The sequence below is a fragment of the Pseudomonas alvandae genome (assembly GCF_019141525.1).
GTDB lineage: Bacteria > Pseudomonadota > Gammaproteobacteria > Pseudomonadales > Pseudomonadaceae > Aquipseudomonas > Aquipseudomonas alvandae.
On the sequence record NZ_CP077080.1, the window covers coordinates 2,732,759 to 2,759,652 of the forward strand.

The window sequence follows — 26,894 nt, forward strand, 5'->3', positions numbered from 1 at the left end:
AACCCGACCACTGATGAGCAGTGGCAGGTGAACGATAGAGGCCGGGGGCAAAGCGCACAAGCCAGCGGATTCTGAAGCATGCGTAAGTAAGGACGCAAGGTTTCGTAGCCTTTAGCGCGTATTTTGGAATGTATTTAAACGTGTCTGTGCGAGGCATGTTTACAACAATTAAACAGGTCGAGTTTCTTCGTAATTGGCGTGGGTTCGTATTGTTGAAAATACAATGCTTTATGGTAATGCAGTTCACTCAAGAAAAACGACGCCCCGTGGCGAGGGAGCTTGCTCCCGCTCAGCTGCGAAGCAGCCGTAAATCCGGCGAATGCGGTATATCCAAAGCCTGCTCCGCAAAACCACTCCTCAGCTAAGCCTTTGCTTCTGCTCGCTAATCCCGGACAATCGCGCCCCTGTTTCGGCCAGGGCGCTGCCTGTCGGGGTTTTCCGACTCGTCCCGGCCGGGTGCATGTGACCGGAAAGCGGAGATCCGACCGGATGAATGATCAGGCCAACAGCGTCGAAGAGCGCTTTGAAACGACAGCCCCAGCCACCCTCAGCCAATGGAGTCGCCACGACACGACGTGGATGCTGGGCCTGTTTGGCACCGCCATCGGTGCGGGCACGCTGTTTTTACCGATCAATGCTGGCCTTGGCGGTTTCTGGCCGCTGCTGATCCTGGCGGTGCTGGCATTTCCCATGACATTCTATGCGCACCGAGGCCTGACGCGTTTCGTGCTGTCCGGTCGCGAAGGGGCGGACATCACCGAGGTGGTGGAGGAGCATTTCGGTATCAAGGCTGGCGCGCTGATCACCCTGTTGTACTTCTTTGCGATCTTCCCGATCCTGTTGATTTACAGCGTGGCGCTGACCAATACGGTGGGCAGCTTCCTGGAACATCAGTTGCATTTGCAGCCGCCTCCTCGGGTTGTGTTGTCGTTGATGCTTATCCTCGGCTTGTTGGCCGTGGTCCGTTGCGGCGAGCAGGCGATCGTCAAGGCCATGAGCCTGATGGTTTATCCGTTTATCGTGGCGCTGCTGTTCCTCGCGGTATTCCTCGTGCCCCATTGGAACGGCGGCATCCTGAGCACCGCGTCGACGCTGCCGCAGCCTTCGGCGTTGCTGCATACCTTGTGGCTGGCGATTCCGGTGATGGTGTTCTCGTTCAACCATTCGCCGATCATTTCGGCGTTTGCGGTGGATCAGAAACGTCGCTACGGCAATAACGCCGAAGAACGCAGTTCGCAGATACTGTCGCGCGCCCATGTGCTGATGGTGGTGATGGTGCTGTTCTTTGTGTTCAGTTGCGTGCTGACCTTGTCCCCGGCACAACTGGCCGAGGCCAAGGCGCAGAACCTGTCGATCCTGTCGTACCTGGCCAACCATTTCAGCAACCCGACCATCGCCTTTGCCGCGCCGTTGATCGCGTTTGTTGCCATCTCCAAGTCGTTCCTCGGGCACTACATCGGCGCCAGCGAAGGCCTCAAGGGCCTGATCGTCAAGAGCGGCCGCCGTCCGGCGCCGAAAACCCTCGATCGCCTGACGGCGGCGTTCATGCTGGTGGTGTGCTGGGTCGTCGCCACGCTCAACCCGAGCATCCTGGGGATGATCGAAACCTTGGGCGGTCCGGTGATCGCGGCGATCCTGTTCCTGATGCCGATGTACGCCATTCGCAAGGTCCCGGCCATGGCCCGCTATCGTGGCCAGGCGTCGAATGTCTTTGTGGTGTTGGTGGGGTTGGTGGCGATCACTGCGTTGGTCTATTCCCTCCTGGCCTGACCTGCGTTTTTGTGGGTGTTTATGGCATTGCGTCCGGCATAAACCCTGTGGGAGCGAGCTTGCTCGCGAAAGCGGTGGGTCAGTCGGCAGGGATGTTGGCTGTGCCGCCGCCATCGCGAGCAAGCTCGCTCCCACATTGGTTTTGGGGTGTTCTCAAAATTTGTGTTCATGCTCAATCCCTGTGGGAGCAAGCCCGCTCCCACAGTTTCATCCGACAGTGAAATCCCAGGCATAAAAAAACGCCGCCCCTCGCAAGAAGGGCGGCGTTTTTAGTCGGGCGTCTTAAGCGTTAGGCTTGGACGACCGGGATGTTGGCGTTTGCAGCCGCTTCACGGAACTCGGCGATCTGGTCGAAGCTCAGGTAGCGGTACACGTCCGCTGCCATGCTGTCGATCTTGCCGGCGTATTCCATGTACTCCTCGACGGTCGGCAGGCGACCCAGGATGGACGCTACGGATGCCAGTTCGGCCGAAGCCAGGTAGACATTCGCGCCGTCACCCAGACGGTTCGGGAAGTTACGGGTCGAAGTCGAGACCACGGTGGAGTTCGGCTCGACGCGTGCCTGGTTACCCATGCACAGCGAGCAGCCGGGCATTTCCATCCGTGCACCGGCCTTGCCGTAGATGCCGTAGTAGCCTTCTTCGGTCAGTTGGTGAGCGTCCATCTTGGTCGGCGGCGACAGCCACAGACGGGTTGGCAGCTGACCCTTGACCTGATCCAGCAGTTTACCGGCGGCGCGGAAGTGACCGATGTTGGTCATGCACGAGCCGATGAACACTTCGTCGATCTTCTCGCCAGCAACGCTGGACAGCAGGCGGGCGTCGTCCGGGTCGTTCGGCGCGCAGAGCACAGGCTCGCTGATGTCGGCCAGGTCGATCTCGATGACTTCGGCGTATTCGGCGTCGGCATCGGCTTCCATCAGTTGCGGATCGGCGATCCAGGCTTCCATCGCTTGGGCGCGACGTTCCAGGGTACGTGCATCGCCGTAGCCTTCGCCGATCATCCAGCGCAGCAGGGTGATGTTCGACTGCAGGTACTCGGTGATCGACTCTTTCGACAGCTTGATGGTGCAACCGGCAGCCGAACGTTCGGCCGAGGCGTCGGACAGTTCGAACGCCTGTTCCAGGGTCAAGCCTTCCAGGCCTTCGATTTCCAGGATGCGGCCGGAGAAGGCGTTCTTCTTGCCCTTCTTCTCGACGGTCAGCAGACCGTTCTGGATCGCGAAGTACGGAATGGCATGAACCAGGTCACGCAGGGTGATGCCAGGTTTCATCTTGCCTTTGAAGCGCACCAGGATCGATTCCGGCATGTCCAGCGGCATGACGCCGGTGGCAGCGGCGAACGCGACCAGGCCGGAACCGGCCGGGAACGAGATGCCCATCGGGAAACGGGTGTGCGAGTCACCACCGGTACCCACGGTGTCTGGCAGCAGCATGCGGTTCAGCCACGAGTGGATGATGCCGTCGCCCGGACGCAGGGAAACGCCGCCGCGGGTCATGATGAAGTCAGGCAGGGTGTGGTGGGTGGTCACGTCGATCGGCTTCGGATAGGCCGCGGTGTGGCAGAAGGACTGCATCACCAGGTCAGCCGAGAAGCCCAGGCACGCCAGGTCTTTCAGTTCGTCACGGGTCATTGGACCGGTGGTGTCCTGGGAGCCTACGGTGGTCATTTTCGGTTCGCAGTAGGTGCCAGGACGAACGCCTTGGCCTTCTGCCAGGCCGCAAGCCTTGCCGACCATTTTCTGCGCCAGGGTGAAACCCTTGGTGCTTTCGGCTGGCGCTTCAGGCTTCTTGAACAGGTCGAACGGTGGCAGGCCCAGTTCGGCGCGAGCCTTCTCGGTCAGGCCACGGCCGATGATCAGCGGAATACGGCCGCCAGCGCGGACTTCGTCCAACAGCACCGGGGTCTTCATTTCGAAGGTGGTGATGACTTCGTCGGTACCGTGCTTGCAGACCTTGCCAGCGTGCGGGTACAGGTCGATCACGTCGCCCATGTTCATGTTCGACACGTCGAACTCGATCGGCAGTGCGCCGGCATCTTCCATGGTGTTGTAGAAGATCGGGGCGATCTTGCTGCCGAAGCAGAAACCGCCAGCGCGCTTGTTCGGCACGTACGGGATATCGTCGCCGAAGAACCACAGCACCGAGTTAGTGGCCGATTTACGCGAGGAACCGGTACCGACCACGTCACCGACGTAGGCGATCGGGAAGCCTTGGCCGCGCATTTCTTCGATCTGCTTCATCGGGCCGGTCTTGCCTTGCTCGTCCGGAACGATGCCGTCACGGGCCATTTTCAGCATGGCGAGGGCGTGCAGCGGGATGTCAGGACGCGACCAGGCATCCGGGGCAGGGGACAGGTCGTCGGTGTTGGTTTCGCCGGTGACCTTGAACACGCGCAGGCTGATCTTGTCGGCCAGTACCGGGCGCTTCTTGAACCACTCGCCGTCAGCCCAGGATTGCAGCACGGCCTTGGCGTGGACGTTGCCGTTCTTGGCTTTTTCAGCCACGTCGTGGAAGGCATCGAACATCAGCAGGGTGTGCTTGAGTTCTTCGGCGGCGACTGGCGCCAGCTCGGCGTCGTCCAACAGCTCGACCAGGGTCACGATGTTGTAGCCGCCCTGCATGGTGCCGAGCAGTTCGACGGCGCGCTTCTTGTCCAGCAGAGGGGATTGGGCCTGGCCCTTGGCCAGGGCGGACAGGAAGCCGGCCTTGACGTAGGCGGCTTCGTCGACTCCAGGCGGAACGCGATTGGTGATCAGGTCAACGAGGAAAGCTTCTTCGCCAGCCGGAGGATTCTTCAGCAGCTCGATCAGGCCTGCGGTTTGTTCGGCGTTAAGCGGCTGGGGAACGATACCCAGTGCTGCGCGCTCTTCGATATGTTTGCGGTAGGCTTCAAGCACAGTTATTACCCTCATCAGTGGTCCCAAATGGGTGTCCGGGACGCTCATCCAGAAACTCACGGCATTCATGCGCGCAGGGGGCTTTTTGAGCCGCCGCGCCAGGATGGCCGGAGTTCCTCACAGAAGCTGCTTTCAAAGTTTTACGCCTGCAGAACGGGAGCTGATGAGGGTTGGCGTTGGGCTTTCCCCGCTGGAAAGACCCTTCGCCAACACCGCTCTGAAGGAACGACTGTGCTCGTGACGCTTTGAAAACAGCTTCTAACGGACATTGGCGCCTTAAAAGGCTGGCTGATTCTACGGGAAAAAAAAATTAAAGGTAAGTTGGGCTTCCAGGTTTGAGGGGTGATCAATCTTAGACAAAGGGCTAACATGCCCGCCTGTCCTGTTTTTGCGTGTGCGTTGCCTTATGCCCAACCAGCTCATCAAGACGCCCTGCGTCGGCCTCTGTTCCACTGTCTATGGTGACCTGGTGTGCCGTGGCTGCAAGCGGTTCCACCATGAAGTGATTCACTGGAACGGCTACAACGAGGACGAAAAACGCGCGGTATGGATGCGGCTCGAGCAACTGCTGGTGCAGGTGATGGTGGCGAAGCTGGAGGTTTTCGACCCGGCGCTGCTGCGCCAGCAACTGGAAGCGCGCAAGATCCGCTTCGTGCCGCACCAGTCCGAATATTGCTGGGCCTACCAGTTGATCGCCCGTGGTGCGCGGGTGATCAACAATCTGGAAGCCTACGGCATGGTGCTGCTGCCCGAATTCCGCGATTGGGAGCTGCCGGACCTGCGCGATGCCATTGATCGGGAATTTTTCCTGCTGTCCGAAGCGCATTACCAGCGCTATATCGCGCCGGGGTTCCTGAAGGATGCGATTGGCGGCTGAGCCTTAAAGGCATCGCGAGCAAGCTCGCTCCCACACTGGACTTGGGAGTCCACACCCCTGTGGGAGCGAGCTTGCTCGCGATGGCGATCTTAAGGACAACAACCTCACTCCTTGACCGCCAATTCCACCAGGTGATCCTCGACCTCCTGCGGCTTGAGTACCAGCACGTCGCTTTCCAGCGCATCGAGCACGGCTTCGGCGGTGTTGCCAATCAACACGCCTGACAAACCGGAGCGCGCCACGGTGCCGATCACCGTGACCGCGGCCTGGAGCTTGTGGGCCATGTAGGGAATCAACACGTCCGCCGGGCCTTCCTGAATGTGCAGGTGCTGGTCGTCAATGTCGAATTCGGCCTGGAACGCCCGGCACTGTTCGCGATAACGAGCCTCGATGGTTTCCTTGAGCTGGAAGGTCGGGTCGGCCGACGAGAGCATGGGTGACGGGTGGGCGCTGATGACATGCAGGTGCGCCTTGGCCAGGAGGGCGATGTCATAGCCATGGTCGATGATGGTCGAGTGCAGGTGCCGGTGCTCGCCATCGGCATTGCCGACGTCGACAGCGGCGAGGATGACCCTGTCTTTCCAGGAACCGGTAGTCTTGACCAGCAGCACCGGGGTCGGGCAATGGCGCAGCAGTTTCCAGTCCGCCGGGGTCAGTAGGGCTTTTTTCAACGGGCTGTCGGGGAAATGTTGCTTGATGACCAGGCCACAGCCTTCGGCTTGTTGCACGTCGATGATGGTTTCGTGGAGGCTGTCGTTCCAGGCTTGCTCGGTGGTGACGCTGTAGCCGTCCGACAGCAGCGCGCTCTTGAGCACGCTGAGCAAGCCCGCGTGGTCATGGTGCTTGTCGCACACCAGCAAGTGCAGGTGGGCTTGGGTCACTCCGGCGATCAGCTTGGCGCGCTTGAGCGCCAGGCTTTCCGAATGTTCGGGTTCGATGACCACCAGGATGCTGCGAATGGCTTGCATGATCGGCGTCTCCAGCAATAAAGAGGCATGGCGTTGCTCAACTATAGTTGCTGTGGATGGCCCGTCGACTTGATGCATATCAACGGCGGTGGCTGGTGGTCTGGAGGTAGGCCGGTATAATCGACGCCCTTTGCTCGACTACCTTTTCCCGTGAGCCCCATGATCCTTCCCGAAATCCACGAATTCCTTGGCTGCCGCACGCCCGATGCCTGGGTCCAGGCTGCGCTGGCCGATCAGGAAACCTTGCTGATCGACCACAAGAACTGCGAGTTCAAGGCCGCCAGCACTGCCCTGAGCCTGATCGCCAAGTACCATTCCCATGTTGACTTGATCAATATGATGTCGCGCCTGGCCCGGGAAGAACTGGTGCATCACGAACAGGTCATGCGCCTGATGAAAAAGCGCAAGGTCGGCCTGCGCCAGCTTTCCGCCGGGCGCTACGCCTCGGGCCTGCGCAAAGTGGTGCGCAGCCATGAGCCGGTGAAACTGGTGGAAATCCTGGTGGTTGGCGCCTTTATCGAAGCCCGCAGCTGCGAGCGTTTCGAGGCCTTGGTACCGCATCTGGACGAGGAGCTCGGTAAGTTCTACTTCGGCCTGTTGAAAAGCGAGGCCCGGCATTTCCAGGGTTACTTGAAGCTGGCCTATCAGTACGGCGACGCCAAGGACATCGCCCAGGTGATCGACAAGGTGCGCGCCGCCGAGCGGGAGCTGATCGAGTCGCCGGATGTGGAGTTCCGGTTCCACAGTGGGGTGCCGGCCTAGCGGCCCAAACCCAACCGCTCATGCCATTGGGCAATCGACTCTTCGGGGTATACCTCGAACTGCTGGTCGCCCGGATGCGCCTCGACCTCGACCCACGGGGCCTTGGAGCCCAGCATCAGGTGGGTGTGTTCCGGCGGGATCGGCAACGGCGTGTCGATGGCCGAGGCAAATGGATGAATCAGCTCCGGCCATTCCGGGCTGAACAGCCACAGCCCCGAGCCGCATAACGAGCAGAAGTGTCGTTCGGCGCTGCTGCGGTGGGCGCGTTTATCGCCTTCATCCTTCAGTCGCGCGTGATAGACCGTGATGTGCTTGCGGCCTTGCACCTTCAGGCTCTTCGCGTCGCCCCCCAGGTTGATCGCAAAACCGCCGCCGCCCTGGGTCTTGCGGCAGATCGAGCAATAGCAGCGCTGATAAGGGTAGGGATGGCGGCTGTCCAGGCTGAATGACACGGCGCCGCAGTGGCAAGATCCTTCGAGGTGCATGGGAACCTCCAGTGGATTGGAAATGGTTCAGTACAGCCTAGACGGTCGGCGTTTTTTGCCGGTTGGATTTATGTTGAATGTGCGGACGCCTTCGCGAGCAAGCTCGCTCCCACAGGGGATCTTCAGTGTCCACACATTGTATCTACACAGAAAATCCCCTGTGGGAGCGAGCTTGCTCGCGAAGAGGCCGGTACAGCCAGCATCACTTCGGCACCCGCCACAAATACCACGCTGCCACCGTACGATAAGGGCTCCAGGCCTGGCCGATAGCGATCATCTGTCGGCGGTTTGGCTGAGCCTCCAGTCCCTTGAGCCGCCGATACCCCTCGCGAACCCCAAAGTCATCCGCCGGCAGCACATCGGGCCGCTCCAGGCTATAGATCAAGAGCATCTCCACGGTCCAACGCCCGACGCCGCGCAAGCTGACCAGGCGTTCGATCAGCGCTTCGTCGTCCATGTCTCGCGCCGTGGCGTAATCGGGAACGATGCCGTCCAGTGTCGCCTGGGCGATGCCTTGGAGGGTTGTGATCTTGCTGGCGGAAAATCCGCAACCGCGCAGTTGCGCCACGTCTGTCGCCAGGATCTGCTCGGGGCGGGGAAACGCCTGCGCCGGGAACAACGCCCGGAGGCGACCGAGGATCGCATCGCCTGCCTTGGCATGCAGTTGCTGGTAGGCGATCGCCCTGACCAGGGCTTCATAGGGATCACGGGCCGGCTTGGGCAGCAGCAGGCAAGGGCCAATCGCCTCGACGTGCCGTCGCCAGTCTTCGTCGAGATTCGCCAGGAAGACACTGGCGTCGTGGTAGGGCGCAGGCATCCGGTGATGGTCCTCCCGAACGTTCAAAACGCCAGCGGCAGTGAAACCTGCACCTTGGCTTTTTCCAGCCGCAACAGAAAAGCCTTGCGTGGCTGGCCGCCACCGTAGCCGGTCAGCGAGCCATCGGCACCAATCACCCGGTGGCAGGGGATGACGATGGCCAGGCGATTCTGCCCGTTGGCCAGGCCCACGGCGCGGCTGGCGCCAGGGCTGCCCAGGGCGGAGGCGACGGCGCCGTAGCTGCGGGTTTCACCGTAGGGGATTGTCTGCAGTTCGGCCCAGACCCGGACCGCGAACGCACTGCCGGGCATGTGCAGCGGGACGTTGAACACCGTGAGTTTGCCGGCGAAATACTCCGCCAGTTCGGTTTCGATCTGTTGCAGATGAGCGTTGTGCCCCGGTGCGACCGTGTAGCCGTAGCGTTGCTGCAATTCCTCCAGCTCCTTGGTCAGGGCCGGGCGGTCGAGGAATTCCAACAGCACCAGGCCTCGGCGCTCGGCCATTGCCAGCATTGGTCCCAGCGGCGTGGTCAGGCGAGTGAACAACAAGGGTTCACTCAGGCCGGCCCGGCCGGGCGTGATATGGAAGGATTTCACGAAGGCATCACGAAAACCGCTCAGGGATTCATAGCCGGAATCGAACGCTGCGTTGTCGATCGAAGCGCCGTCCTTGATGCCGCCCAAGGCAATGCCCAGGCGTCGGGTGCGCAGGTAGGCGTGAAACGTCATGCCGAAATGCTGCTTGAACCAGCGGCGCAATGTCAGCGGTTCGATGCCTTGTTCCAGTAGTAGGGCGTCGGTCCAGCGCAGGTCGGGTTCGGCGTCCACGGCCTTGAGCAGCGCCTGGATCCAGTGCGGCGCAATGGCCGCGGCGTCCAGCGGCTTGCAGCGCAGGCAGGCTCGATAACCGGCGGACATGGCTTCGTCGGCGTGGGCAAAGAATTCCACGTTCTCCGGTTTCGGCTTGCGCGCCGTGCAACTGGGGCGACAGAAGATGCCGGTGGTCTTGACCGCAGTGAAAAACACCCCCTCATAGGCGGTGTCTCGTTCGAGCATGGCGCGGACCATCTCGGCGTGGGGCGGGAGCAGCGAGTCATGTAGGTTCATGTGGCAGAGCATAGAACCGCGTCCGGGACGACTCCACCGAAAAATCGACAGGGAATTTTCCTGTCATTTGGTCGGACGCTCACGAACAAAAATTGAACCTTTGAGTCTTAGAGGTTCACCCGCTGTTTTTGTCTTTCGGAGACATCATGTCCAAACATAAGAAAACCCTGATTGCCGTCGCTGTCTGTGCCTTGGCGTTCGGTGCCTCGGCATTGTTGCCTGCCGACCTGTCGCCAATCGGCTCGAGCTATGCCGCAGGCGGTGGCAATGGGGGCGGGGGTGGTAACGGCGGCGGAAACGGTGGCGGCAATGGCGGCGGCCACGGTGGTGGCATGGGGGGCGGCATTGGCGGTGGCCAGGGCCATGACAAGTCGGGCGATTCCAGCGGTCATGGCAAGGGACTGGCCAGCGACCACACCGGCACCCGCACCCGCGATCATGGCCTGAGCGGCAAGCACACCGGTACCACCCGCACCGATCGTGCCAGCAAGTCTTCCGTGACCTCAGCCATTGCCAAGGATCGTGATGCGCGCGGCCTGACCAAGGCGTCGGCAATTTCCACTGCCACGCCAGGCACTCACAACACCAAGGGCCTGACCAACGCGACCCGCTCTTCGATAAAGAACGACCGCTGATTGCTTGAAGGAAGCCGCGATGCCTGTTTGCAGGTATCGCGGCTTTTTTTCGTCTGCCAATCGGCCGTGGCGAAGGGTCAGTATTTCCAGAACACCGGCGTGAACAGCACCAGCACCGTCAGGATTTCCAATCGCCCCAGGAGCATGCCGATGGTCAGCAGCCATTTTGCCGAATCGGGCAAGGTCGAAAAATTGCCGGCCGGGCCGATGATATTGCCCAAGCCCGGGCCCACATTGCACACGGCAGTGGCTGCGCCGGTCAAGGCGGTCGTCCAGTCCAGGCCGATCAGCGCGAGGCCCAGGGCAATGGCGCCGATCGTGATGGTGAAGAAGAACGAGAAGGTCAGCAGCGAGCGAACGATTTCCTCGTCGATGGGGTGGTTGTTGTATTTCTTCTGGATCACCGCCCGGGGGTGGATCAGTTGCTTCAAGCTGCCCATCAGCAGGACCTTGGCGACCTGAAAGCGAAAAATCTTCAGGCCCCCGGCCGTAGACCCTGAACAACCGCCGACGAAGGTCAGGTAAAAGAACAGCAACAGGGCGAAACTGCCCCACAGCGTGTAGTCACCCAAGGCCACGCCCGTGGTGGTGACGACAGACGTGACGTTGACCGCCACGATGCGGACCGCGTCCCACCACCCGTAATCGCTGTTCAGGCTCAGCCAGGTACCGACCAGGAGCCAGGTGACCACCAGGAACCCGATGAAGCCCCTGACTTGCTGGTCCTTGAGCAAGGCGCGCCGGTGGCCTCGCAGCGTCGCTACGTACAGCGTGAAGGGCAGCGATCCGGCCATCATGACGACCACCGACACCCAATGAACCGCCGGTTGCGGCCAGTGTGCAAGTGATGCATCGGAGGTGGAGAAGCCGCCGGTGGAAATCAGCGACATCGCATGGTTGATCGCTTCGAAGGGCGTCATGCCAGCCAGCCACAGCGCCAGGGTCGAGAGGGCGGTCAAGCCGACATAGATCCACAGGATGTAGTTGGCTGCGACGTGGGAACGCGGCGTGACTTTCTCCGACCAGTCCGATGATTCGGTCTGGAACAGCCGCATGCCGCCGACCCGCAGCAACGGCAGGACCGCCACGGCCATGCCGATAAAGCCGATCCCGCCGAGCCAGTGCAACATCGAGCGCCAGATCAACAGGCCCGGAGACGCTGTATCCAGCCCGGTCAGGATGGTCGAGCCCGTGGTGGTGATGCCCGACATGGTCTCGAAGAAGGCATCGGTGTAGCTGATGTGCTGGATGAACACCATGGGCAGGGCGGCGAACGCGCAGACGAACATCCAACTCGCGGTGGTCAGCAGGTACATTTCCCGGGGGCGCATCTGGGCGTGTTCCGGACGGCCACGGGCGACCAGTGCGATGCCGCAGACGAAGGTGATCAGGCTCGACCAGAGAAACGCCGACAAATCATCGTTGCGGTCGTAGAACATCAGCGTGAACAGCGGAATCGCCATGCTGATCGCGAGGGTGATCAGGAAAATACCAAGGATGAAACCGATGAGACGCAGAACCGCAATTGACATGAGAAACGCCTGATCCAATGAGCCGCACAGTATCGATTTTGGTGAATCGCCTACCGCGTAAAGTTTGCGTAAAAAAATGAGCGGTGGCGCTCGATGACAAGGCAGTTTTCTTCAATACCCCCGGAGCAGGCCCGTTTACCTTTGGGGCCTCTTTCCTGAACTGAAGAAGATTATGTGATGAGCTTGATATTTTCCATGGCAACCTTCGCGCTGGTGGCTTCCATTACCCCGGGGCCGGTCAATATCGTGGCCCTCAGCGCCGGGGCCCGCTATGGGTTTCGCGCTACCTTGCGTCATGTCGCTGGTGCGACCCTGGGGTTTGTCCTGCTGCTGGTGTTGATGGGGTTGGGGTTGCACGAAGTATTGCAGCGCTGGCCGGGCCTCACGCGAGTGGTGCAACTGGCGGGTGTGGCGTTCCTGTTGTACATGGCCTGGAAACTGGCGATGGACGACGGCGCGCTGGGGGACCGGGACGAGGGGCGCGCGCCGTCGATGTTCCATGGCGCGCTGATGCAGTGGCTCAACCCCAAGGCCTGGCTGGCCTGCGTCGCGGGGATGGGCGCTTTTGTGGCCGATGGCAAGGCATCGCTGGTGTGGCAGTTCGCGGCGATTTACCTGGTGATCTGTTACCTGTCCGTGGGCTGCTGGGCGTACGCCGGCAGCTTCCTACGTGCCTGGCTGGGGAATCCGGCGACCATGCGCCTGTTCAATCGGGCGATGGCGGCGTTGCTGGTGGCGAGTGCGGTGTATCTGGTGTTGCCTTGAGCGACCCATCCTTGCGGTTGAAACGCTGTTGTGGCGAGGGGATTTATCCCCGCTGGGATGCGCAGCATCCCTTTGAAAAGCTGATTCCGGTTTCTATTGGACTAACCACAGCTTCATAGGGGCTGCTGCGCAGCCCAGCGGGGATAAATCCCCTCGCCACGATTCCTACCGCAGGCATCAGCCGCGATACTGCCCGGGCGTCGCCGCCAGGTGTTGCTTGAAGGCGCGCTGGAAATGCGCCTGGTCGGCAAACCCACTCTCCAGCGCCACGTCGGCGATCAACTTGCCCTCGCGCAATTGGCGTCGGGCGAACTGGATTCGCCGGTTGATCAGGAAGGCATGGGGCGTCATGCCGTAGTGACGTTTGAACGCTCGGCTCAGATAGGACGGGGAGAGCTGGGCGAAAGCGCAGATGTCTTCAAGCTTGAGGGCTTCGGTGCAATGATCATGAATGAACTGCGCGGCCCGCATCAGCGCCGGATGACTGCCCCGATCCGGGCGTCCCGCCGGGTTGAGCCGATGCTGCAGGTCAGTGAAAAACGCCATGGCGGCGCCTGTCTTGTCATCGGCATCGATCTGCTCGTCCACCAATACTTCGTAAAGCGCGCACAGGCCGGAATAGAGCACGACGTCCCGGCTGTGCGTCGTGTCGAATGCCTGGAAGTCCAACGTCGGATCAAAGCCGATCCGCCGTTGCAGGTCCCGCAGCCACTGCGTGTCGACATACAGCATCACGTAGGACCAGGGTTGATCGTTGATCGGGTTGCAGGCGTGGACATCGCCCGGGTTCATCAGCACTACCGTGCCGCTCTGGACCTGGAAGCGCGACTGTTCGTGCAGATAGGTACTGCGTCCGCCCGTGATCGCGCCAATGGAAAAATGGTCGTGGGCGTGGCGCGAATAACAGACCTTGCGGCCATCGGCGATGGATCGGGCTTCGATAAAGGGCAGCGCCGCGTCGCGCCAGAAGCGTGGGGCGGCGTCGTGGTTGGCGGGCTTCATCGATGTGTGTCCTGTTTTTTTTTGGCTGCTTGAGTGTATTCGCCTGTGCCGCAAAATGCCCGTTCGAGTTCGGCACGGGCCTGGACTAGAATGCAAGGACTCTCGCCAACGGAGTTTCCGATGCTTGCGCCCGGCAAACCTGACAACGAAGCCGTCCGGCTGAAAAACCTGCAATCGCTGAAGTTGCTCGATACCGCCCCCGAGGAGCGGTTTGACCGCCTCACCCGTCTCGCCCGACGCCTGTTCAACGTGCCTTTTGCCCTGGTTTCACTGGTGGATGCTAACCGGCAATGGTTCAAGTCCAGCGCCGGCCTGGATGCCAGTGAAACCCCGAGAGAGATATCCTTCTGCGGGCACGCCATTCTGCAAGACGAGCTCCTGGAGATTTGCGACGCGGAGCAGGATGAGCGGTTTCATGACAACCCGCTGGTTACCGACCAGCCCGGCATCCGCTTTTATGCCGGACACCCGTTGGGCCTGGGCGATGGCAGCAAGATGGGCACCTTGTGCCTGCTGGACACCAAGCCGCGCAAGCTCAATGACGAAGAGCGCGAGCTGCTGCGGGATCTGGCGAGCATGGCCGAGCAGGAATTGATCGCCGTGCAGATGGCCAGCATGGATGAACTGACGCTGTTGTCGAATCGGCGCGGCTTCAAGACGTTGGCCCAGCATGCGCTGAACGTATGCGATCGGCTTTCACGACCGGCCACGCTGCTGTTTTTCGATCTCAATGACTTCAAGCCCATCAACGACCGCTTCGGGCATGCCGAGGGCGACTGCGCGCTGAAGACCTTTGCCGATGTGCTGCGTATCGCCTTCCGCGAAAGTGACGTGATCGGCCGTCTGGGCGGTGATGAGTTCGTGGCGTTGCTTACTGGCTCCTCCCATGTCGAGACGACTGCGATCATGGCGCGGCTCGGGGAAATTCTCGACGAGCGCAACGCGACTTTGAAGCGCGGCTACGACATCGGTTTCAGCGTTGGCCAGATCGAATACGACCCCGAGCGGCATGCATCGATCGACAGCCTGCTGGCGGAGGCGGATGCGGCGATGTACCGGCAGAAGCAGGCACAGCGCCGATAGCCCTGGCCACAGTACCCTGTGGGAGCGAGCTTGCTCGCGAAAGCGGTGGGTCAGTTGGCGCTCATCACCATTGGCTGATCCGCCGCAATCGCGAGCAAGCCCGCTCCCACAAGTATTGTGCAGGGCAAAAAAACGCCGCTTGTCCTTTCCTGGGCAAGCGGCGTTTTTCTGCAACCTGAAGATCAATTATAGGCGCTAAATCCAAGGGGGCATTTGCAACGGAAATCTTGACTCATTTCAAAGACCGCAACGTAGGACGGCGAGTTTTGCGCAACGTGCCAATTTGATAATAGGTGCAACGCTATAAATATGTACCGCACGATGGGCACGGGGAATATGCAAGATGGGTTTTGCATCCCGTAATGCTGAGTCACAACCGCAGCGTTACGCCTATTTGAAAAATACTGAACAACTGGCAGTCGAGCAGGAATTTTCTGGAGGTGTTTTTACACCTTTCAGGGCTATCGGTCATTGGCTGCTGGGGAAGGGCAAACCTGTCAGCGTTCGACTCGACAGAACTGGGATCAGCCCAGCGCCGAACAAAATTCCTGACTTGATGGCGATTATCAACACGGCTGGAATTGGCGTAACCACCGTTAATCTAAGGGTTCCCTACTCCACGGCTCAGGACTCGAACATCGCGAGAATATATCTTGGAAATATCACGCTTCAAATTACCGGTGAGGTAATCCGCAATACATCGGGTAGCCTGAAATTTGCCGGTACCGCCAAGGCTTTTTCGGATCGCTATGACGCCAATGCCAGCAACCATCGTGCGATATTTGACGAGGGCGCGACCAGCGCGCTGCGTCAAGTGGGACGCGTGGCCCGAGCACAGGATTATGAGATACGGATTACGGGTGAGCTCCCCATCAATTTTTCAAGGTAACCCACTATGATTCGCAGAGAGAAGAGGTTGGTAGCGGCTGTTATTAGCATTCTGGCAGCCTGTGCAATGCTGTTTTTCTTTCCGTCAGACGGTGTGGTGGAGAATCGTGGAGATCTCAATGACACCTATGGGTTGCCCCCCTGTTTCGATCTATTTGGTCGTATTGATCATACTGGCCGTGACATCAGTGGCTCTGACGGGATTAGGTAGTATTGCGCGTAAGCTTCTCAAGCACGGCTCGTTCAGGCTGCATATAGGTCTGTATGTATTTTCCAATGCTCCGTTTGTTTTAACGTCACTTCTAGGGATGTTGGTTTCAGTGGCCTATATGTATGACAGCATTTCGGGAGTACTGGCGGCGTTGTTGTTTCTACTCTCTTTCGTCGGGGTGTTGTTAGCCATTCCACACAAGGCAAAATAAAAAACGCCGCTTATCCTTTCCAGGGCAAGCGGCGTTTTTGTTGAAGCGTGAAGATTACTCTTCGATATTACCCATGGCGGTGGTGTTGAAGCCGCCGTCCACGTACATGATTTCACCGCTGATGCCCGACGCGAGGTCCGAGCACAGGAAGGCGCCGGCGTTGCCGACTTCTTCGATGGTGACGTTGCGACGCAGCGGGGTTTGCGCTTCGTTGGCGGCCAGCATCTTGCGGAAGTTCTTGATGCCGGAGGCGGCGAGGGTGCGGATCGGGCCAGCCGATACGCAGTTTACGCGGGTGCCATCCGGGCCCAGGGAGCCGGCCAGGTAGCGAACGCCGGCTTCCAGGGAAGCCTTGGCCATGCCCATGACGTTGTAGTTCGGCATGGTGCGCTCGGCGCCCAGGTACGACAGGGTCAGCAGGCTGCCGTTGCGGCCTTTCATCATTTCGCGACCGGCCTTGGCCAGGGCCACGAAGCTGTAGGCGCTGATGTCGTGGGCAATGCGGAAACCTTCACGGGTGGTAGCTTCGGTGAAGTCGCCGTCCAACTGGTCGCCCGGGGCGAAGCCCACGGAGTGCACGATGCAGTCCAGGCCGTCCCACTTCTTGCTCAGTTCTTCGAAGACCTTGGCGATTTCTTCATCGCTGGCCACGTCGCACGGGAAGCACAGCTCAGGGCTCGAACCCCAGCCTTGCGCGAACTCTTCGACACGACCCTTGAGTTTGTCGTTCTGATAAGTGAAGGCAAGCTCAGCGCCCTCGCGATGCATGGCGGCGGCGATGCCGGATGCGATGGACAGCTTGCTGGCGACACCGACGATCAGTACGCGCTTACCGGCGAGAAAACCCATGTGTTGCTCCTCTTTCAGGTTATTCGGCAGTTGTTGGGGCCAGGAAGGCGGCCTCCAGCAACTGCTGTGTATAGGGGTGTTGCGGCGCGGCGAATATGCTGCGCGCATCACCTTGTTCGACCACTTGGCCATGCTTGACCACCATCAGCTGGTGGCTCAGCGCTTTGACGACAGCCAGGTCATGGCTGATAAACAGGTACGTCAGGTTGTACTTGGTTTGCAGCGACCGCAACAGCTCCACCACTTGGCGTTGCACGGTACGGTCCAGGGCCGACGTCGGTTCATCCAATAGAATCAACGCCGGCTTGAGCACCAGGGCCCGGGCAATGGCGATACGCTGCCGTTGCCCTCCGGAAAATTCATGGGGGTAGCGGTTCCGGGTTTCCGGGTCCAGGCCTACCTCCTTCAATACCGCGATTATCGCTTGTTCCTGTTCGGCCGGGGTGCCGATCTTATGGATCCGCAACCCTTCGCCGACGATCTGGCTCACACACATCCGTGGGCTCAGGCTGCCGAACGGGTCCTGGAACACCACTTGCATTTCCCGGCGCAGCGGCCGGACCTGCTGTTGCGTCAGGCTGTCCAGATCCTTGCCTTCGAAGCGGATCCCACCCTGGCTGCCGATCAACCGCAGGATCGCCAGGCCCAAGGTGGACTTGCCGGAACCGCTTTCGCCAACGATGCCCAGGGTCTGGCCCTGGGGCAGGTTGAAGCGGATGCCGTCCACGGCCTTGATGTAATCGACCGTGCGCTTGAACAGGCCTTTCTTGATCGGAAACCAGACTTTCAAGTCCTCGACCTGCAACAGCGGCGGGCCGACGATGTTGTCTGCCGGGTTGCCGCTGGGCTCGGCGGCCAGCAATTCCCGAGTGTACGGATGTTGCGGCGCGCGGAACAACTCTACGCACGATGCCTGTTCGACGATGCAACCGCGCTGCATGACACATACCCGATGCGCAATTCTTCGCACCAGGTTCAAATCGTGGCTGATCAGCAGCAGCGACATGCCCAGCCGCGCCTGCAAATCCTTGAGCAGGTCGAGGATTTTCAGCTGCACGGTGACGTCCAGTGCCGTGGTCGGTTCGTCGGCGATCAACAGTTCCGGCTCGTTGGCCAGGGCCATGGCGATCATCACCCGTTGCCGCTGGCCACCGGACAGCTCATGGGGCAGGGCCTTGAGGCGCTTGTGAGGTTCGGGAATCCCGACCAGCTCCAACAGCTCCAGCGTCCGCCGAGTGGCGACTTTGCCGGTCAGGCCCTTGTGGATGCCGAGCACCTCATTGATCTGTTTTTCAATGGAATGCAGCGGATTAAGGGAGGTCATCGGTTCCTGGAAAATCATCGCGATCCGGTTGCCGCGGATGTGGCGGATGGTTTTTTCCTTCAGGCCCAGCATGTTCTGGCCGGCGTACTGGATGGTTCCGGTGGGATGATGGGCCAGCGGATAGGGCAGCAGACGCAGGATCGAGTGGGCCGTCACGGACTTGCCGGAGCCGCTTTCGCCCACCAGGGCCAGGGTTTCGCCGCGCTTGATGTCGAAGCTGACGCCCTCGACCACCCGCTGGCGGCGTTCGCCGACGATGAATTCCACCGCCAGGTCGCGCACTTCGATCAGATTGTCCTGGTTCATATCACTTCCTCGGATCGAAGGCATCGCGAGCGGACTCGCCGATGAACACCAGCAGGCTCAGCATGACCGCCAGCACGGCAAACGCGCTGATGCCCAGCCACGGCGCCTGGAGGTTGGACTTGCCCTGGGCTACCAGCTCGCCCAGGGAGGGCGCGCCCGCCGGCAGGCCGAAACCGAGGAAATCCAGGGCGGTGAGGGTGCCGATGGCGCCGGTGAGGATGAACGGCATGAACGTCATGGTCGAGACCATGGCGTTGGGCAGAATGTGGCGGAACATGATCGCACCGTTCTGCATGCCCAGCGCCCGTGCGGCGCGCACGTATTCCAGGTTGCGCCCGCGCAGGAACTCGGCGCGGACCACGTCCACCAGGCTCATCCAGGAAAACAGCAGCATGATGCCCAGCAGCCACCAGAAATTGGGCTGGACGAAACTGGCGAGGATGATCAGCAGGTACAGCACCGGCAACCCGGACCAGATCTCCAGGAAACGCTGGCCGGCCAGGTCCACCCAGCCGCCATAGAACCCCTGCAGGGCTCCGGCGATCACGCCGATGATCGAGCTGAGTATCGTCAACGTCAGCGCGAACAGCACCGAGATACGAAAGCCATAGATGACTCGCGCCAGCACATCGCGGCCCTGGTCGTCGGTGCCGAGCCAGTTCACCGAGGAGGGCGGCGCCGGGGCCGGGACTTTCAAGTCGTAGTTGATGCTCTGGTAGCTGAACGGAATCGGCGCCCACACCACCCAGGCATCCTTGGCAGCGAGCAACTCACGAATGTACGGGCTCTTGTAGTTGGCCTCCAGCGGGAACTCACCGCCGAAGGTGGTCTCGGGGTAGCGCTTGAGGGCCGGGAAGTACCAGCCGCCGTCGTAATGCACCACCAGCGGCTTGTCGTTGGCGATCAACTCGGCGCCCAGGCTCAGCCCGAACAGGATCAGGAACAGCCACAGCGACCACCAGCCACGCTTGTTGGCCTTGAACAGTTCGAAACGGCGGCGATTGAGGGGGGACAGGTTCATCTCAATGCTCCCGGCTTTCGAAGTCGATGCGGGGATCGACAAGGGTGTAGGTCAGGTCGCCGACCAGCTTCACCACCAGCCCCAGCAGGGTGAAGATGAACAGGGTGCCGAACACCACCGGGTAGTCGCGGTTGATGGCCGCTTCGAAACTCATCAGGCCGAGGCCGTCGAGGGAGAAGATCACTTCCACCAGCAGCGAGCCGGTAAAGAAAATCCCGATGAACGCCGAGGGGAACCCGGCGATCACCAGCAGCATTGCGTTGCGAAACACATGGCCGTACAGCACGCGGTTGCGCGTCAAGCCCTTGGCCTTGGCGGTGACCACGTACTGTTTGTTGATTTCGTCGAGGAAGCTGTTCTTGGTCAGCAAGGTCATGGTCGCGAAGTTACCGATCACCAGGGCTGTCACCGGCAGCGCCAGGTGCCAGAAATAGTCGAGGATCTTGCCGCCGAGGGTCAGCTCGTCGAAATTGTTGGAGGTCAGTCCTCGCAGGGGAAACCAGTCGAAATAGCTTCCCCCGGCAAACACCACGATCAGCAGGATGGCGAACAGGAACGATGGGATGGCGTAGCCGACAATGATCGCCGAGCTGGTCCACACATCAAAATGACTGCCGTGGCGCGTCGCCTTGGCGATCCCCAGCGGAATCGACACCAGGTACATGATCAGCGTGCTCCACAGCCCGAGGGAGATGGACACCGGCATCTTTTCCTTGATCAGGTCGATGACTTTGGCGTCGCGGAAGAAACTGTCGCCGAAATCCAGGTGGGCGTAATTCTTGATCATGATCCACAGGCGTTCGGGGGCCGACTTGTCGAAGCCGTACATACGTTCGATTTCCTTGACCAGCGCCGGATCCAGGCCCTGGGCGCCACGGTAGGAGGAACCGGCCACCGACACTTCGGCGCTGCCGCCAGCGATTCGGCTGGTGGCGCCTTCGAAGCCTTCGAGCTTGGCGATCATCTGCTCGACCGGCCCGCCAGGCGCGGCCTGGATGATCACGAAGTTGATCAACAGAATGCCGAACAGGGTCGGGATGATCAGCAACAGTCGCCGAAAAATGTAAGCCAGCATTTCGTTACTCCACGCTCGCAGGGGCGGCGATTTGCTGCTCGATGACCTGCTTCTCTACTTCATCGGCCGGCTTGACCTCCGGCTTGACCCACCAGGTGGTCGTGCCGATGTCGTAGGTCGGCGTGATTTTCGGATGACCAATGTGGTTCCAGTAGGCGACGCGCCACGTCTTGATGTGCCAGTTGGGAATCACGTAGTAGCCCCACTGCAGCACCCGGTCGAGTGCCCGGGCGTTTGCCACCAGGCTCTTGCGCGAGTCGGCGTTGATCAACTGTTCCACCAATTGGTCGACGGCTGGGTCTTTCAGGCCCATGGTGTTGCGGCTGCCTGGCTTGTCGGCCGCGGCAGACATCCAGAATTCGCGCTGTTCATTACCCGGCGAACTGGATTGCGGAAAGCTGCCCACCACCAGGTCGAAATCCCGGGAGCGTACACGGTTGATGTACTGGGATACATCGACGCGGCGGATCACCAGTTCGATGCCCAAGTCACTCAGGTTGCGCTTGAACGGCAGCAAGACCCGCTCGAAGTCGGTTTGAGCCAGCAAAAATTCGAGCACCACCGGTTTGCCTTGGGCATCGACCATCTTGTCGTCGACGATGCGCCAGCCGGCTTCTTGCAGCAGTTGATAGGCCTTGCGCTGTTGGTCGCGGATCATACCGCTGCCGTCGCAGATCGGAGCCTGGAAGGCTTCAGTGAACACCTGCTCGGGAATCTTGCCGCGCAGGGGTTCGAGAATCTTCAGTTCATCTTCGCCAGGCAGGCCGGTGGCGGCCATCTCAGAATTTTCGAAATAACTGCGGGTGCGGGCGTAGGCACCGTTGAACAGTTGCTTGTTGGTCCATTCGAAGTCAAACAGCAGGCTCAGGGCCTTGCGCACTCGTATGTCCTGGAAGACCGGCCGGCGCAGGTTGTAAATAAAACCCTGCATGCCGGTAGGATTGCCGTTGGGGATCTGTTCCTTGATCAGCCGGCCTTCGGTCACGGCCGGGATGTTGTAGGCGTTGGCCCAGTTCTTGGCAGTCATTTCCAGCCAGTAATCGAACTGCCCGGCTTTCAACGCCTCGACTGCCACGGTGTTGTCGCGGTAGTAGTCGGTGACCAGCACATCGAAATTGTAGAAGCCGCGATTGACCGGCAAGTCCTTGCCCCAGTAATCCTTGACCCGCTCGTAGCGGATCGAGCGTCCGGCCTTCACTTCGGCGACCTTGTACGGGCCGCTGCCCAGGGGGATTTCCAGGTTGCCCTTGCTGAAGTCGCGGCTGGCCCACCAATGCTTGGGCAATACCGGCAATTGGCCGAGGATCAACGGCAATTCCCGGTTGTTGGTGTGCTTGAACTTGAACAGCACCTTGAGTGGGTCTTCGGCGATGACTTCGGCGACGTCGTTGTAATAGCCACGGAACATCGGCGCGCCGTCCTTGGTCAACGTCTGGAAGCTGAACACCACGTCTTCGGCGCGCATCGGATGGCCGTCGTTGAAGCGGGCTTCGGGGCGCAGGTAGAAACGTACCCAAGCGTTATCCGGGGCTTTCTCGATTTTTTCGGCGACCAGGCCATATTCAGTGAAGGGTTCGTCCAGGCCCTGCTTGGCCAGGGTGTCGTAGATCAGGCCGATGTCATCGGCCGGCACGCCTTTGCTGATGAACGGATTGAGGCTGTCGAAGCCGCCAAAGCCGCCCTGGCGGAACACGCCGCCCTTGGGTGCGTCCGGGTTGACGTAGTCGAAATGCTTGAAGTTGGCCGGGTACTTGGGAGGCTCGTTGTACAAGGTCACGGCGTGCTGCGGCGCGGCACAGGCCAACCCGGCGAATAGCAGGCTGCTGGCCTGCAGGAGCAGGGCGCGTAAAGGCTTCATTGATCTTTCTCCGAAGATTTCAGCCACCAGGCGCTCAAGCCCAAGGTATAGGGCGGCGTGGTGACGAAGGCGAACCGGTTGCGGTACGCCAGGCGATGATAATTGATATACCAGTTGGGAATGCAGTAATGCTGCCAGAGCAGCACGCGATCCAGGGCCTTGCCCGCCGCGACTTGTTCATCGCGGGTCTGGGCGGCGAGAAGCTTTTCCAGCAGGTGATCGACGACGGGGTTGGCGATGCCCGCATAGTTCTTGCTGCCCTTGATCCCGACCTGGCTGGAGTGAAAATACTGCCACTGCTCGAGGCCCGGGCTGAGCGTCTGGTTCAGGGTCAGCAGGATCATGTCGAAATCGAACTGGTCCAGGCGCTGCTTGTACTGGGCCCGATCCACCGTGCGCAGCCGGGCCTGGATGCCGACGCTGGCGAGGTTCTCGACGTAGGGTTGCAGGATGCGCTCCAGGTTCGGGTTCACCAGCAGGATCTCGAAGCGCAGGGGCTGGCCGTCGGCGTTCAGCAGGCGTTGGCCGTCGAGGGTCCATCCGGCCTCCTTCAGCAGGCCGAGGGCCTTGCGCAAGGTTTCCCGGGGAATACCGCGTCCGTCCGTCTGGGGCAGGCTGAACGGTTCGGTCAGCAAACGCAGCGGCAGCTGTTCGCGATACGGCTTGAGCAGCAGCCATTCGTGGCCCACGGGCAGGCCGGTGGCGGAGAACTCGCTGTTGGGGTAGTAGCTGAGGGTACGCTTGTAGGCGCCACTGAACAGGGTGCGGTTGGTCCACTCGAAATCGAACATCAGCCCCAGCGCTTCGCGCACCTTGACCTCGGCGAAGGTGTTGCGCCGGGTGTTCATGAACAGGCCTTGGGTCTGGGTCGGAATCTGATGGGGAATCTGCGCCTTGATCACCTCGCCACGGTCCACCGCCGGGAAGTTGTAGCCGTTGGCCCAGTTCTTGGCCTGGTGCTCGATGTAGATGTCGAATTCGCCGGCCTTGAAGGCTTCGAAGGCGACGTCGCTGTCGCGGTAGAACTCGACTTCCATTCGATCGAAATTGTACTTGCCGCGATTGACCGGTAGATCCTTGCCCCAGTAATCCTTGACCCGCTCGAACACCAACTGGCGGCCTGGCTGCACTTTGGTGATGCGGTAAGGGCCACTGCCCAGGGGCGGATCGAAGGTGGTGGCCTTGAAATCGCGGTCTTTCCAGTAGTGCTGCGGCAACACCGGCAGTTCGCCCAGGCGCAGGATCAGCAGCGGATTGCCCGAGCGCTTGAACACAAAACGGATTTTCAGTGGGCTGAGGACGTCGACTCGCAGCACTTCCTGGAGATTGGTCCGGTATTGCGGATGGCCGTCCTTGAGCAGCGTCCGGTAGGAGAACGCCACGTCATAGGCGGTGATCGGCACACCGTCGTGAAAGCGCGCCTCGGGCCGCAGGTTGAACACCACCCAACTGCGGTCCTCGCTGTACTCCACGGATTGGGCGATCAGGCCGTAGCTTGACGTCGGTTCGTCACCGGATGGCGCGTACTGGCCGGTGCCGACCATCAACGGTTCGTTCAGCTCGTTGATGCCGTATTGCAGGAAGTTCGGCGTGGAAACCGGGCTGCTGCCCTTGAAGGTGTAGGGATTGAGGGTGTCGAAGGTGCCGAACGCCATGATCCGCAAGGTGCCGCCCTTGGGCGCTTGCGGGTTGACCCAGTCGAAGTGGGTGAACCTGGCCGGGTACTTGAGCGTGCCGAACTGCGCATAGCCATGGCTTTCGCTGATGGTGGCGCCGGCGGGGGAGCTCAAGGCCAGGCTGATCAGGAGCAGGAGGAGGGGACGTATCAAGTCTGGGATCCGATCCAGGCGGCTTGGGCTGTTATGGGCTGTACAGTAACAGCTTGTATCGGCAGGAAAAAGGCGGTGGGGCTTCTGTAGGCAGTGATACCTACTGGGCAGAAGGCAGTTGTGGCGAGGGGATTTAGCGAAACGTCGCACCGCCCCGCTGGGGCGCGAAGCGCCCCTAAAACCTGACAACCCGGTGTATCAGATAGATCCAGGGGGCTGCTTCGCAGCCCAGCGGGGATAAATCCCCTCGCCACAACAAGCCCCTTGCTACAAGAACCCCGGTGTCAGTGAGGGGAATAGACCGTCAGCATCTGCCCAGGCTTGAGTGCCTTGCCCATGCTGGGATTCCAGCGTTTGAGGTGCTGCATTTCGACGTTGAAGCGCTTGGCGACGACATACAGCGAGTCACCCTGCTTGACCTTGTATTGGGTCTGCTTCTTTTGTTCCTTGCCCTTGGCGGCCACGACGGTGTTGATGCGCTTGCCGCCGGCCTTGGTGGCCTTGACGTCCTGCATCACCAGGGTCTGCCCAACCTTGAGCTTGTTGCCGCTGAGCTTGTTCCAGCGTTGCAGGTCCTTGGTCTCGACGTTGTTGGCCTTGGCGATCTGGGCCAGGTTGTCGCCGCGCTTGACGCGGTAGGTGCGCCTTGCGCCTTCCACTTCGCTGTCATCGGCGGTCTCGAAGACCGGCTTGAGCGAGCGTGGACTGATCAATTCTTCCGGGCGCATGGTCGACAGGCTGGCTGTCAGCAGTTGCGCCTTGGAGGTCGGGACGAGCAGGTGCTGCGGGCCGTCGATGGTGGTGCGTTGCTTGAAGGCCGGGTTGAGCTGGAACAGCTCGTCTTCGTCGATGTTGGCGACTGCCGCGACCTTGGACAGGTCCATGCGCTGGTTGATCTCGACGACCTGGAAGTAGGGTTCGTTGGCGATCGGGTTGAGGTTCACGCCATACGCATCGGGGGCCATCACGACCTGGGACAGCGCCAGCAGCTTGGGCACGTAGGCCTGGGTTTCGCTGGGCAGCGGCAGGTTCCAGTAGTCGGTGGGCAGGCCAAGCTTCTCGTTGCGTTCGATGGCCCGGCTGACCGTGCCTTCGCCTGCGTTGTAGGCCGCCAGCGCGAGCAACCAGTCGCCGTTGAACATGTCGTGCAGGCGCGTCAGGTAGTCCATGGCGGCCGTGGTGGACGCGGTGATGTCGCGGCGCCCATCGTAGAAGCGGGTCTGGCGCAGGTTGAAATAACGGCCGGTGGACGGGATGAATTGCCACAGACCCACCGCGTTGGCCCGTGAGTAGGCCATGGGGTTGTAGGCGCTTTCGATTACTGGCAGCAGCGCCAGCTCCAGCGGCATGTTGCGTTCTTCGAGACGCTCGACGATGTAATGGATGTACAGGCTGCCGCGCTCGCCGGCGTTTTCCAGGAAGGACGGGTTGCTGGCAAACCACAGGCGCTGCTGCTCGATGCGCGGGTTGACGCCGGCGGTTTCCTGGAGCTGGAAGCCCTGGCGCATGCGCTCCCAGACGTCCTGGGGCACCTGGGGGGTGGGCTTTTCCGTGAGCCATACGGGCTTCTGCTTGGCCCGCGCGGCGACATTCGGCTTATGCGCAGCATCGGTCTGCGGCATCTGGCCGCTGCTCTGACAGCCCGCCAGCGTGGCGGACACAGCCACCGCGATGGCTTGAGCCAAGCGGGTCAATGTGTCTGACTGGACGGACCTACGGATAGATGACGACATTGGCTGGAAGTAAGTTCCGGGCAAAAATGTCGGCCGATTCTAGGAAGCGCACCCCAACAGGTCAACCATTCAGAATTTTTGTATCAATCGATAGCTGCCTTAGAACTTATCTTTCCAGGCCCTCAAGGCTGCAAAAACCTCACTCGGCGTCTGGTTTCGCTGGCCGTTCCGTTCGTCTGCTTTTTGTTTAACGGATGTTTCAGCCGTGCGCAAAAATGGATTGGTGAGTTTTTCCAGCGCCAGGGTCGAAGGTAACGTCATGACGCCCTGGTTGCGTTGCTCGACGACTTTTTCCAGGCGGGCGGCGACGTCCGGATTGCCCGGCTCGACTGCGGCGGCAAACTTCAGGTTGCTCAGGGTATATTCATGGGTGCAATAGACGAGGGTGTCCTCAGGCAGCGCGGCGAGCCGGCTCAGGGAATGGTGCATTTGCTCGGGCGTGCCCTCGAAGAGCCGGCCGCAGCCGGCGGCGAACAAAGTGTCGCCGCAGAACAGCAGGCCGCGGTGGTAATAGGCGATATGGCCCAGCGTGTGCCCTGGCACGGCATGGACATCGAAGTCCAGGCCGAGCACAGTGATCTTCGCGTTGTCGCCCAGGGCGATGTCCCGCGCCGGGATGTTTTCGCTGGCCGGGCCGTAGACCGTGGCGTTCGTTGCGCTTTTCAGCGATTCGACACCGCCGACATGATCATGATGGTGGTGGGTGACCAGGATGTCGCTCAGGGTCCATCCGGGATGGGCGTCGAGCCAGGCCCGTACGGGCGCGGCATCGCCGGGATCGACCACGGCGCAGCGTTGGGTCGAGTGGTCCTGTAACAACCAGATGTAGTTATCGGTAAACGCGGGCAGGGCACTGATCTGTATCATCGTGGAATTCGCCAAGCTTGA

Annotated in this window: 23 protein-coding genes; 8 read left to right on the top strand and 15 right to left on the bottom strand. The window is 60.6% G+C overall.

All coding sequences use genetic code 11. The features are described 5' to 3' along the window. Nucleotides 1–489: 489 nt before the first annotated feature. Nucleotides 490–1,770 (top strand): serine/threonine transporter, encoded by a 1,281-nt coding sequence (locus tag KSS97_RS12245; protein ID WP_198797472.1) that lies wholly within the window; start codon nt 490–492, stop codon nt 1,768–1,770. Between the two features lie 289 nt (nt 1,771–2,059). Here KSS97_RS12245 and acnB read toward each other — a convergent pair whose 3' ends face one another. Next, complete coding sequence (gene acnB, locus KSS97_RS12250) at nt 2,060–4,669, bottom strand: bifunctional aconitate hydratase 2/2-methylisocitrate dehydratase (protein WP_181290535.1); 2,610 nt, start codon at nt 4,667–4,669, stop codon at nt 2,060–2,062. A gap of 406 nt (nt 4,670–5,075) precedes the next feature. Between acnB and KSS97_RS12255 the strand changes: the two genes are divergently transcribed. Next, a complete protein-coding gene (locus KSS97_RS12255; RefSeq protein ID WP_198797473.1) occupies nt 5,076–5,546 on the top strand; it encodes a DUF1289 domain-containing protein in 471 nt (156 codons plus the stop codon). 104 nt (nt 5,547–5,650) lie between these two features. On the opposite strand, the gene KSS97_RS12260 is transcribed toward KSS97_RS12255, so the two are convergent. Further along, nucleotides 5,651–6,514 carry a universal stress protein UspL gene (locus tag KSS97_RS12260; RefSeq protein WP_030142648.1) on the bottom strand — a complete coding sequence of 288 codons (864 nt, stop codon included), beginning with the start codon at nt 6,512–6,514 and terminating at the stop codon, nt 5,651–5,653. 159 nt (nt 6,515–6,673) lie between these two features. Between KSS97_RS12260 and KSS97_RS12265 the strand changes: the two genes are divergently transcribed. Continuing rightward, on the top strand, nt 6,674–7,276 hold the full coding sequence (locus tag KSS97_RS12265) for a MiaE family protein (protein WP_217861746.1): 603 nt from the start codon (nt 6,674–6,676) through the stop codon (nt 7,274–7,276). Here the strand turns inward: KSS97_RS12265 and KSS97_RS12270 are convergent. From KSS97_RS12270 to KSS97_RS12280, 3 genes are all read right to left on the bottom strand, one after another. Next, nucleotides 7,273–7,761 (bottom strand): GFA family protein, encoded by a 489-nt coding sequence (locus tag KSS97_RS12270; RefSeq protein ID WP_030142646.1) that lies wholly within the window; start codon nt 7,759–7,761, stop codon nt 7,273–7,275. The two genes, KSS97_RS12265 and KSS97_RS12270, sit on opposite strands and share 4 nt — an antisense overlap. A gap of 202 nt (nt 7,762–7,963) precedes the next feature. Continuing rightward, nucleotides 7,964–8,578: a DNA-3-methyladenine glycosylase family protein gene (locus KSS97_RS12275; protein ID WP_030142645.1), complete on the bottom strand. Its 615-nt coding sequence runs from the start codon at nt 8,576–8,578 to the stop codon at nt 7,964–7,966. 23 nt (nt 8,579–8,601) lie between these two features. Continuing rightward, nucleotides 8,602–9,684, bottom strand: a complete 1,083-nt coding sequence (locus KSS97_RS12280; RefSeq protein ID WP_030142644.1) for a bifunctional transcriptional activator/DNA repair enzyme AdaA — start codon at nt 9,682–9,684, stop codon at nt 8,602–8,604. 146 nt (nt 9,685–9,830) lie between these two features. Between KSS97_RS12280 and KSS97_RS12285 the strand changes: the two genes are divergently transcribed. Next, nucleotides 9,831–10,319: a hypothetical protein gene (locus tag KSS97_RS12285; protein WP_198797478.1), complete on the top strand. Its 489-nt coding sequence runs from the start codon at nt 9,831–9,833 to the stop codon at nt 10,317–10,319. Nucleotides 10,320–10,396: 77 nt separating this feature from the next. Here KSS97_RS12285 and KSS97_RS12290 read toward each other — a convergent pair whose 3' ends face one another. After that, the gene (locus KSS97_RS12290; RefSeq protein ID WP_217861747.1) at nt 10,397–11,851 is read right to left on the bottom strand and encodes a TrkH family potassium uptake protein; all 1,455 of its coding nucleotides are present in this window, start codon (nt 11,849–11,851) and stop codon (nt 10,397–10,399) included. Between the two features lie 177 nt (nt 11,852–12,028). Here KSS97_RS12290 and KSS97_RS12295 point away from each other — a divergent pair, with 177 nt between their 5' ends. Beyond that, on the top strand, nt 12,029–12,616 hold the full coding sequence (locus KSS97_RS12295) for a LysE family translocator (protein ID WP_217861748.1): 588 nt from the start codon (nt 12,029–12,031) through the stop codon (nt 12,614–12,616). A gap of 177 nt (nt 12,617–12,793) precedes the next feature. Here KSS97_RS12295 and KSS97_RS12300 read toward each other — a convergent pair whose 3' ends face one another. Beyond that, nucleotides 12,794–13,618: a helix-turn-helix transcriptional regulator gene (locus tag KSS97_RS12300; protein ID WP_030142641.1), complete on the bottom strand. Its 825-nt coding sequence runs from the start codon at nt 13,616–13,618 to the stop codon at nt 12,794–12,796. Between the two features lie 120 nt (nt 13,619–13,738). On the opposite strand from KSS97_RS12300, the gene KSS97_RS12305 reads away from it, so the two are divergent. The 3 genes from KSS97_RS12305 to KSS97_RS12315 all read left to right on the top strand — a co-directional run bounded on the left by KSS97_RS12305 (nt 13,739) and on the right by KSS97_RS12315 (nt 16,011). After that, entirely contained in the window at nt 13,739–14,701 is a 963-nt protein-coding gene (locus KSS97_RS12305) for a GGDEF domain-containing protein (RefSeq protein WP_217861749.1), read from the top strand. A 343-nt stretch (nt 14,702–15,044) separates the two neighbouring features. After that, nucleotides 15,045–15,590 (top strand): lipid II-degrading bacteriocin, encoded by a 546-nt coding sequence (locus KSS97_RS12310; protein WP_217861750.1) that lies wholly within the window; start codon nt 15,045–15,047, stop codon nt 15,588–15,590. A 118-nt stretch (nt 15,591–15,708) separates the two neighbouring features. Beyond that, the gene (locus KSS97_RS12315) at nt 15,709–16,011 is read left to right on the top strand and encodes a hypothetical protein (protein WP_217861751.1); all 303 of its coding nucleotides are present in this window, start codon (nt 15,709–15,711) and stop codon (nt 16,009–16,011) included. 54 nt (nt 16,012–16,065) lie between these two features. Here KSS97_RS12315 and fabI read toward each other — a convergent pair whose 3' ends face one another. The 8 genes from fabI to gloB all read right to left on the bottom strand — a co-directional run bounded on the left by fabI (nt 16,066) and on the right by gloB (nt 26,873). Next, nucleotides 16,066–16,860 (bottom strand): enoyl-ACP reductase FabI, encoded by a 795-nt coding sequence (fabI, locus tag KSS97_RS12320; RefSeq protein WP_003202751.1) that lies wholly within the window; start codon nt 16,858–16,860, stop codon nt 16,066–16,068. A 19-nt stretch (nt 16,861–16,879) separates the two neighbouring features. Continuing rightward, a complete protein-coding gene (locus KSS97_RS12325) occupies nt 16,880–18,490 on the bottom strand; it encodes an ABC transporter ATP-binding protein (RefSeq protein WP_198797484.1) in 1,611 nt (536 codons plus the stop codon). Nucleotide 18,491: 1 nt separating this feature from the next. Beyond that, nucleotides 18,492–19,511 carry an ABC transporter permease gene (locus KSS97_RS12330; RefSeq protein WP_217861752.1) on the bottom strand — a complete coding sequence of 340 codons (1,020 nt, stop codon included), beginning with the start codon at nt 19,509–19,511 and terminating at the stop codon, nt 18,492–18,494. Nucleotide 19,512: 1 nt separating this feature from the next. Then, nucleotides 19,513–20,586 (bottom strand): microcin C ABC transporter permease YejB, encoded by a 1,074-nt coding sequence (locus KSS97_RS12335; protein ID WP_217861753.1) that lies wholly within the window; start codon nt 20,584–20,586, stop codon nt 19,513–19,515. A 4-nt stretch (nt 20,587–20,590) separates the two neighbouring features. Further along, nucleotides 20,591–22,444: an extracellular solute-binding protein gene (locus KSS97_RS12340; RefSeq protein ID WP_198797485.1), complete on the bottom strand. Its 1,854-nt coding sequence runs from the start codon at nt 22,442–22,444 to the stop codon at nt 20,591–20,593. Continuing rightward, nucleotides 22,441–24,273 (bottom strand): extracellular solute-binding protein, encoded by a 1,833-nt coding sequence (locus KSS97_RS12345; protein ID WP_206768588.1) that lies wholly within the window; start codon nt 24,271–24,273, stop codon nt 22,441–22,443. Before KSS97_RS12345 ends, KSS97_RS12340 begins: the two co-directional genes overlap by 4 nt. A gap of 284 nt (nt 24,274–24,557) precedes the next feature. Then, complete coding sequence (locus KSS97_RS12350; protein WP_030142632.1) at nt 24,558–26,006, bottom strand: transglycosylase SLT domain-containing protein; 1,449 nt, start codon at nt 26,004–26,006, stop codon at nt 24,558–24,560. A 99-nt stretch (nt 26,007–26,105) separates the two neighbouring features. After that, entirely contained in the window at nt 26,106–26,873 is a 768-nt protein-coding gene (gene gloB, locus KSS97_RS12355; protein ID WP_030142631.1) for a hydroxyacylglutathione hydrolase, read from the bottom strand. Between the last annotated feature and the right edge of the window lie 21 nt (nt 26,874–26,894).

What these genes read in the sequence shown, in the direction of transcription:
- KSS97_RS12245 (WP_198797472.1), top strand. Translation starts at nt 490, where the DNA reads ATGAATGATCAGGCCAACAGCGTCGAAGAGCGCTTTGAAACGACAGCC.
- KSS97_RS12255 (WP_198797473.1), top strand. Translation starts at nt 5,076, where the DNA reads ATGCCCAACCAGCTCATCAAGACGCCCTGCGTCGGCCTCTGTTCCACT.
- KSS97_RS12260 (WP_030142648.1), bottom strand. Translation starts at nt 6,514, where the DNA reads ATGCAAGCCATTCGCAGCATCCTGGTGGTCATCGAACCCGAACATTCG.
- KSS97_RS12265 (WP_217861746.1), top strand. Translation starts at nt 6,674, where the DNA reads ATGATCCTTCCCGAAATCCACGAATTCCTTGGCTGCCGCACGCCCGAT.
- KSS97_RS12270 (WP_030142646.1), bottom strand. Translation starts at nt 7,761, where the DNA reads ATGCACCTCGAAGGATCTTGCCACTGCGGCGCCGTGTCATTCAGCCTG.
- KSS97_RS12275 (WP_030142645.1), bottom strand. Translation starts at nt 8,578, where the DNA reads ATGCCTGCGCCCTACCACGACGCCAGTGTCTTCCTGGCGAATCTCGAC.
- KSS97_RS12280 (WP_030142644.1), bottom strand. Translation starts at nt 9,684, where the DNA reads ATGAACCTACATGACTCGCTGCTCCCGCCCCACGCCGAGATGGTCCGC.
- KSS97_RS12285 (WP_198797478.1), top strand. Translation starts at nt 9,831, where the DNA reads ATGTCCAAACATAAGAAAACCCTGATTGCCGTCGCTGTCTGTGCCTTG.
- KSS97_RS12290 (WP_217861747.1), bottom strand. Translation starts at nt 11,851, where the DNA reads ATGTCAATTGCGGTTCTGCGTCTCATCGGTTTCATCCTTGGTATTTTC.
- KSS97_RS12295 (WP_217861748.1), top strand. Translation starts at nt 12,029, where the DNA reads ATGAGCTTGATATTTTCCATGGCAACCTTCGCGCTGGTGGCTTCCATT.
- KSS97_RS12300 (WP_030142641.1), bottom strand. Translation starts at nt 13,618, where the DNA reads ATGAAGCCCGCCAACCACGACGCCGCCCCACGCTTCTGGCGCGACGCG.
- KSS97_RS12305 (WP_217861749.1), top strand. Translation starts at nt 13,739, where the DNA reads ATGCTTGCGCCCGGCAAACCTGACAACGAAGCCGTCCGGCTGAAAAAC.
- KSS97_RS12310 (WP_217861750.1), top strand. Translation starts at nt 15,045, where the DNA reads ATGGGTTTTGCATCCCGTAATGCTGAGTCACAACCGCAGCGTTACGCC.
- KSS97_RS12315 (WP_217861751.1), top strand. Translation starts at nt 15,709, where the DNA reads ATGACACCTATGGGTTGCCCCCCTGTTTCGATCTATTTGGTCGTATTG.
- fabI (WP_003202751.1), bottom strand. Translation starts at nt 16,860, where the DNA reads ATGGGTTTTCTCGCCGGTAAGCGCGTACTGATCGTCGGTGTCGCCAGC.
- KSS97_RS12325 (WP_198797484.1), bottom strand. Translation starts at nt 18,490, where the DNA reads ATGAACCAGGACAATCTGATCGAAGTGCGCGACCTGGCGGTGGAATTC.
- KSS97_RS12330 (WP_217861752.1), bottom strand. Translation starts at nt 19,511, where the DNA reads ATGAACCTGTCCCCCCTCAATCGCCGCCGTTTCGAACTGTTCAAGGCC.
- KSS97_RS12335 (WP_217861753.1), bottom strand. Translation starts at nt 20,586, where the DNA reads ATGCTGGCTTACATTTTTCGGCGACTGTTGCTGATCATCCCGACCCTG.
- KSS97_RS12340 (WP_198797485.1), bottom strand. Translation starts at nt 22,444, where the DNA reads ATGAAGCCTTTACGCGCCCTGCTCCTGCAGGCCAGCAGCCTGCTATTC.
- KSS97_RS12350 (WP_030142632.1), bottom strand. Translation starts at nt 26,006, where the DNA reads ATGTCGTCATCTATCCGTAGGTCCGTCCAGTCAGACACATTGACCCGC.
- gloB (WP_030142631.1), bottom strand. Translation starts at nt 26,873, where the DNA reads ATGATACAGATCAGTGCCCTGCCCGCGTTTACCGATAACTACATCTGG.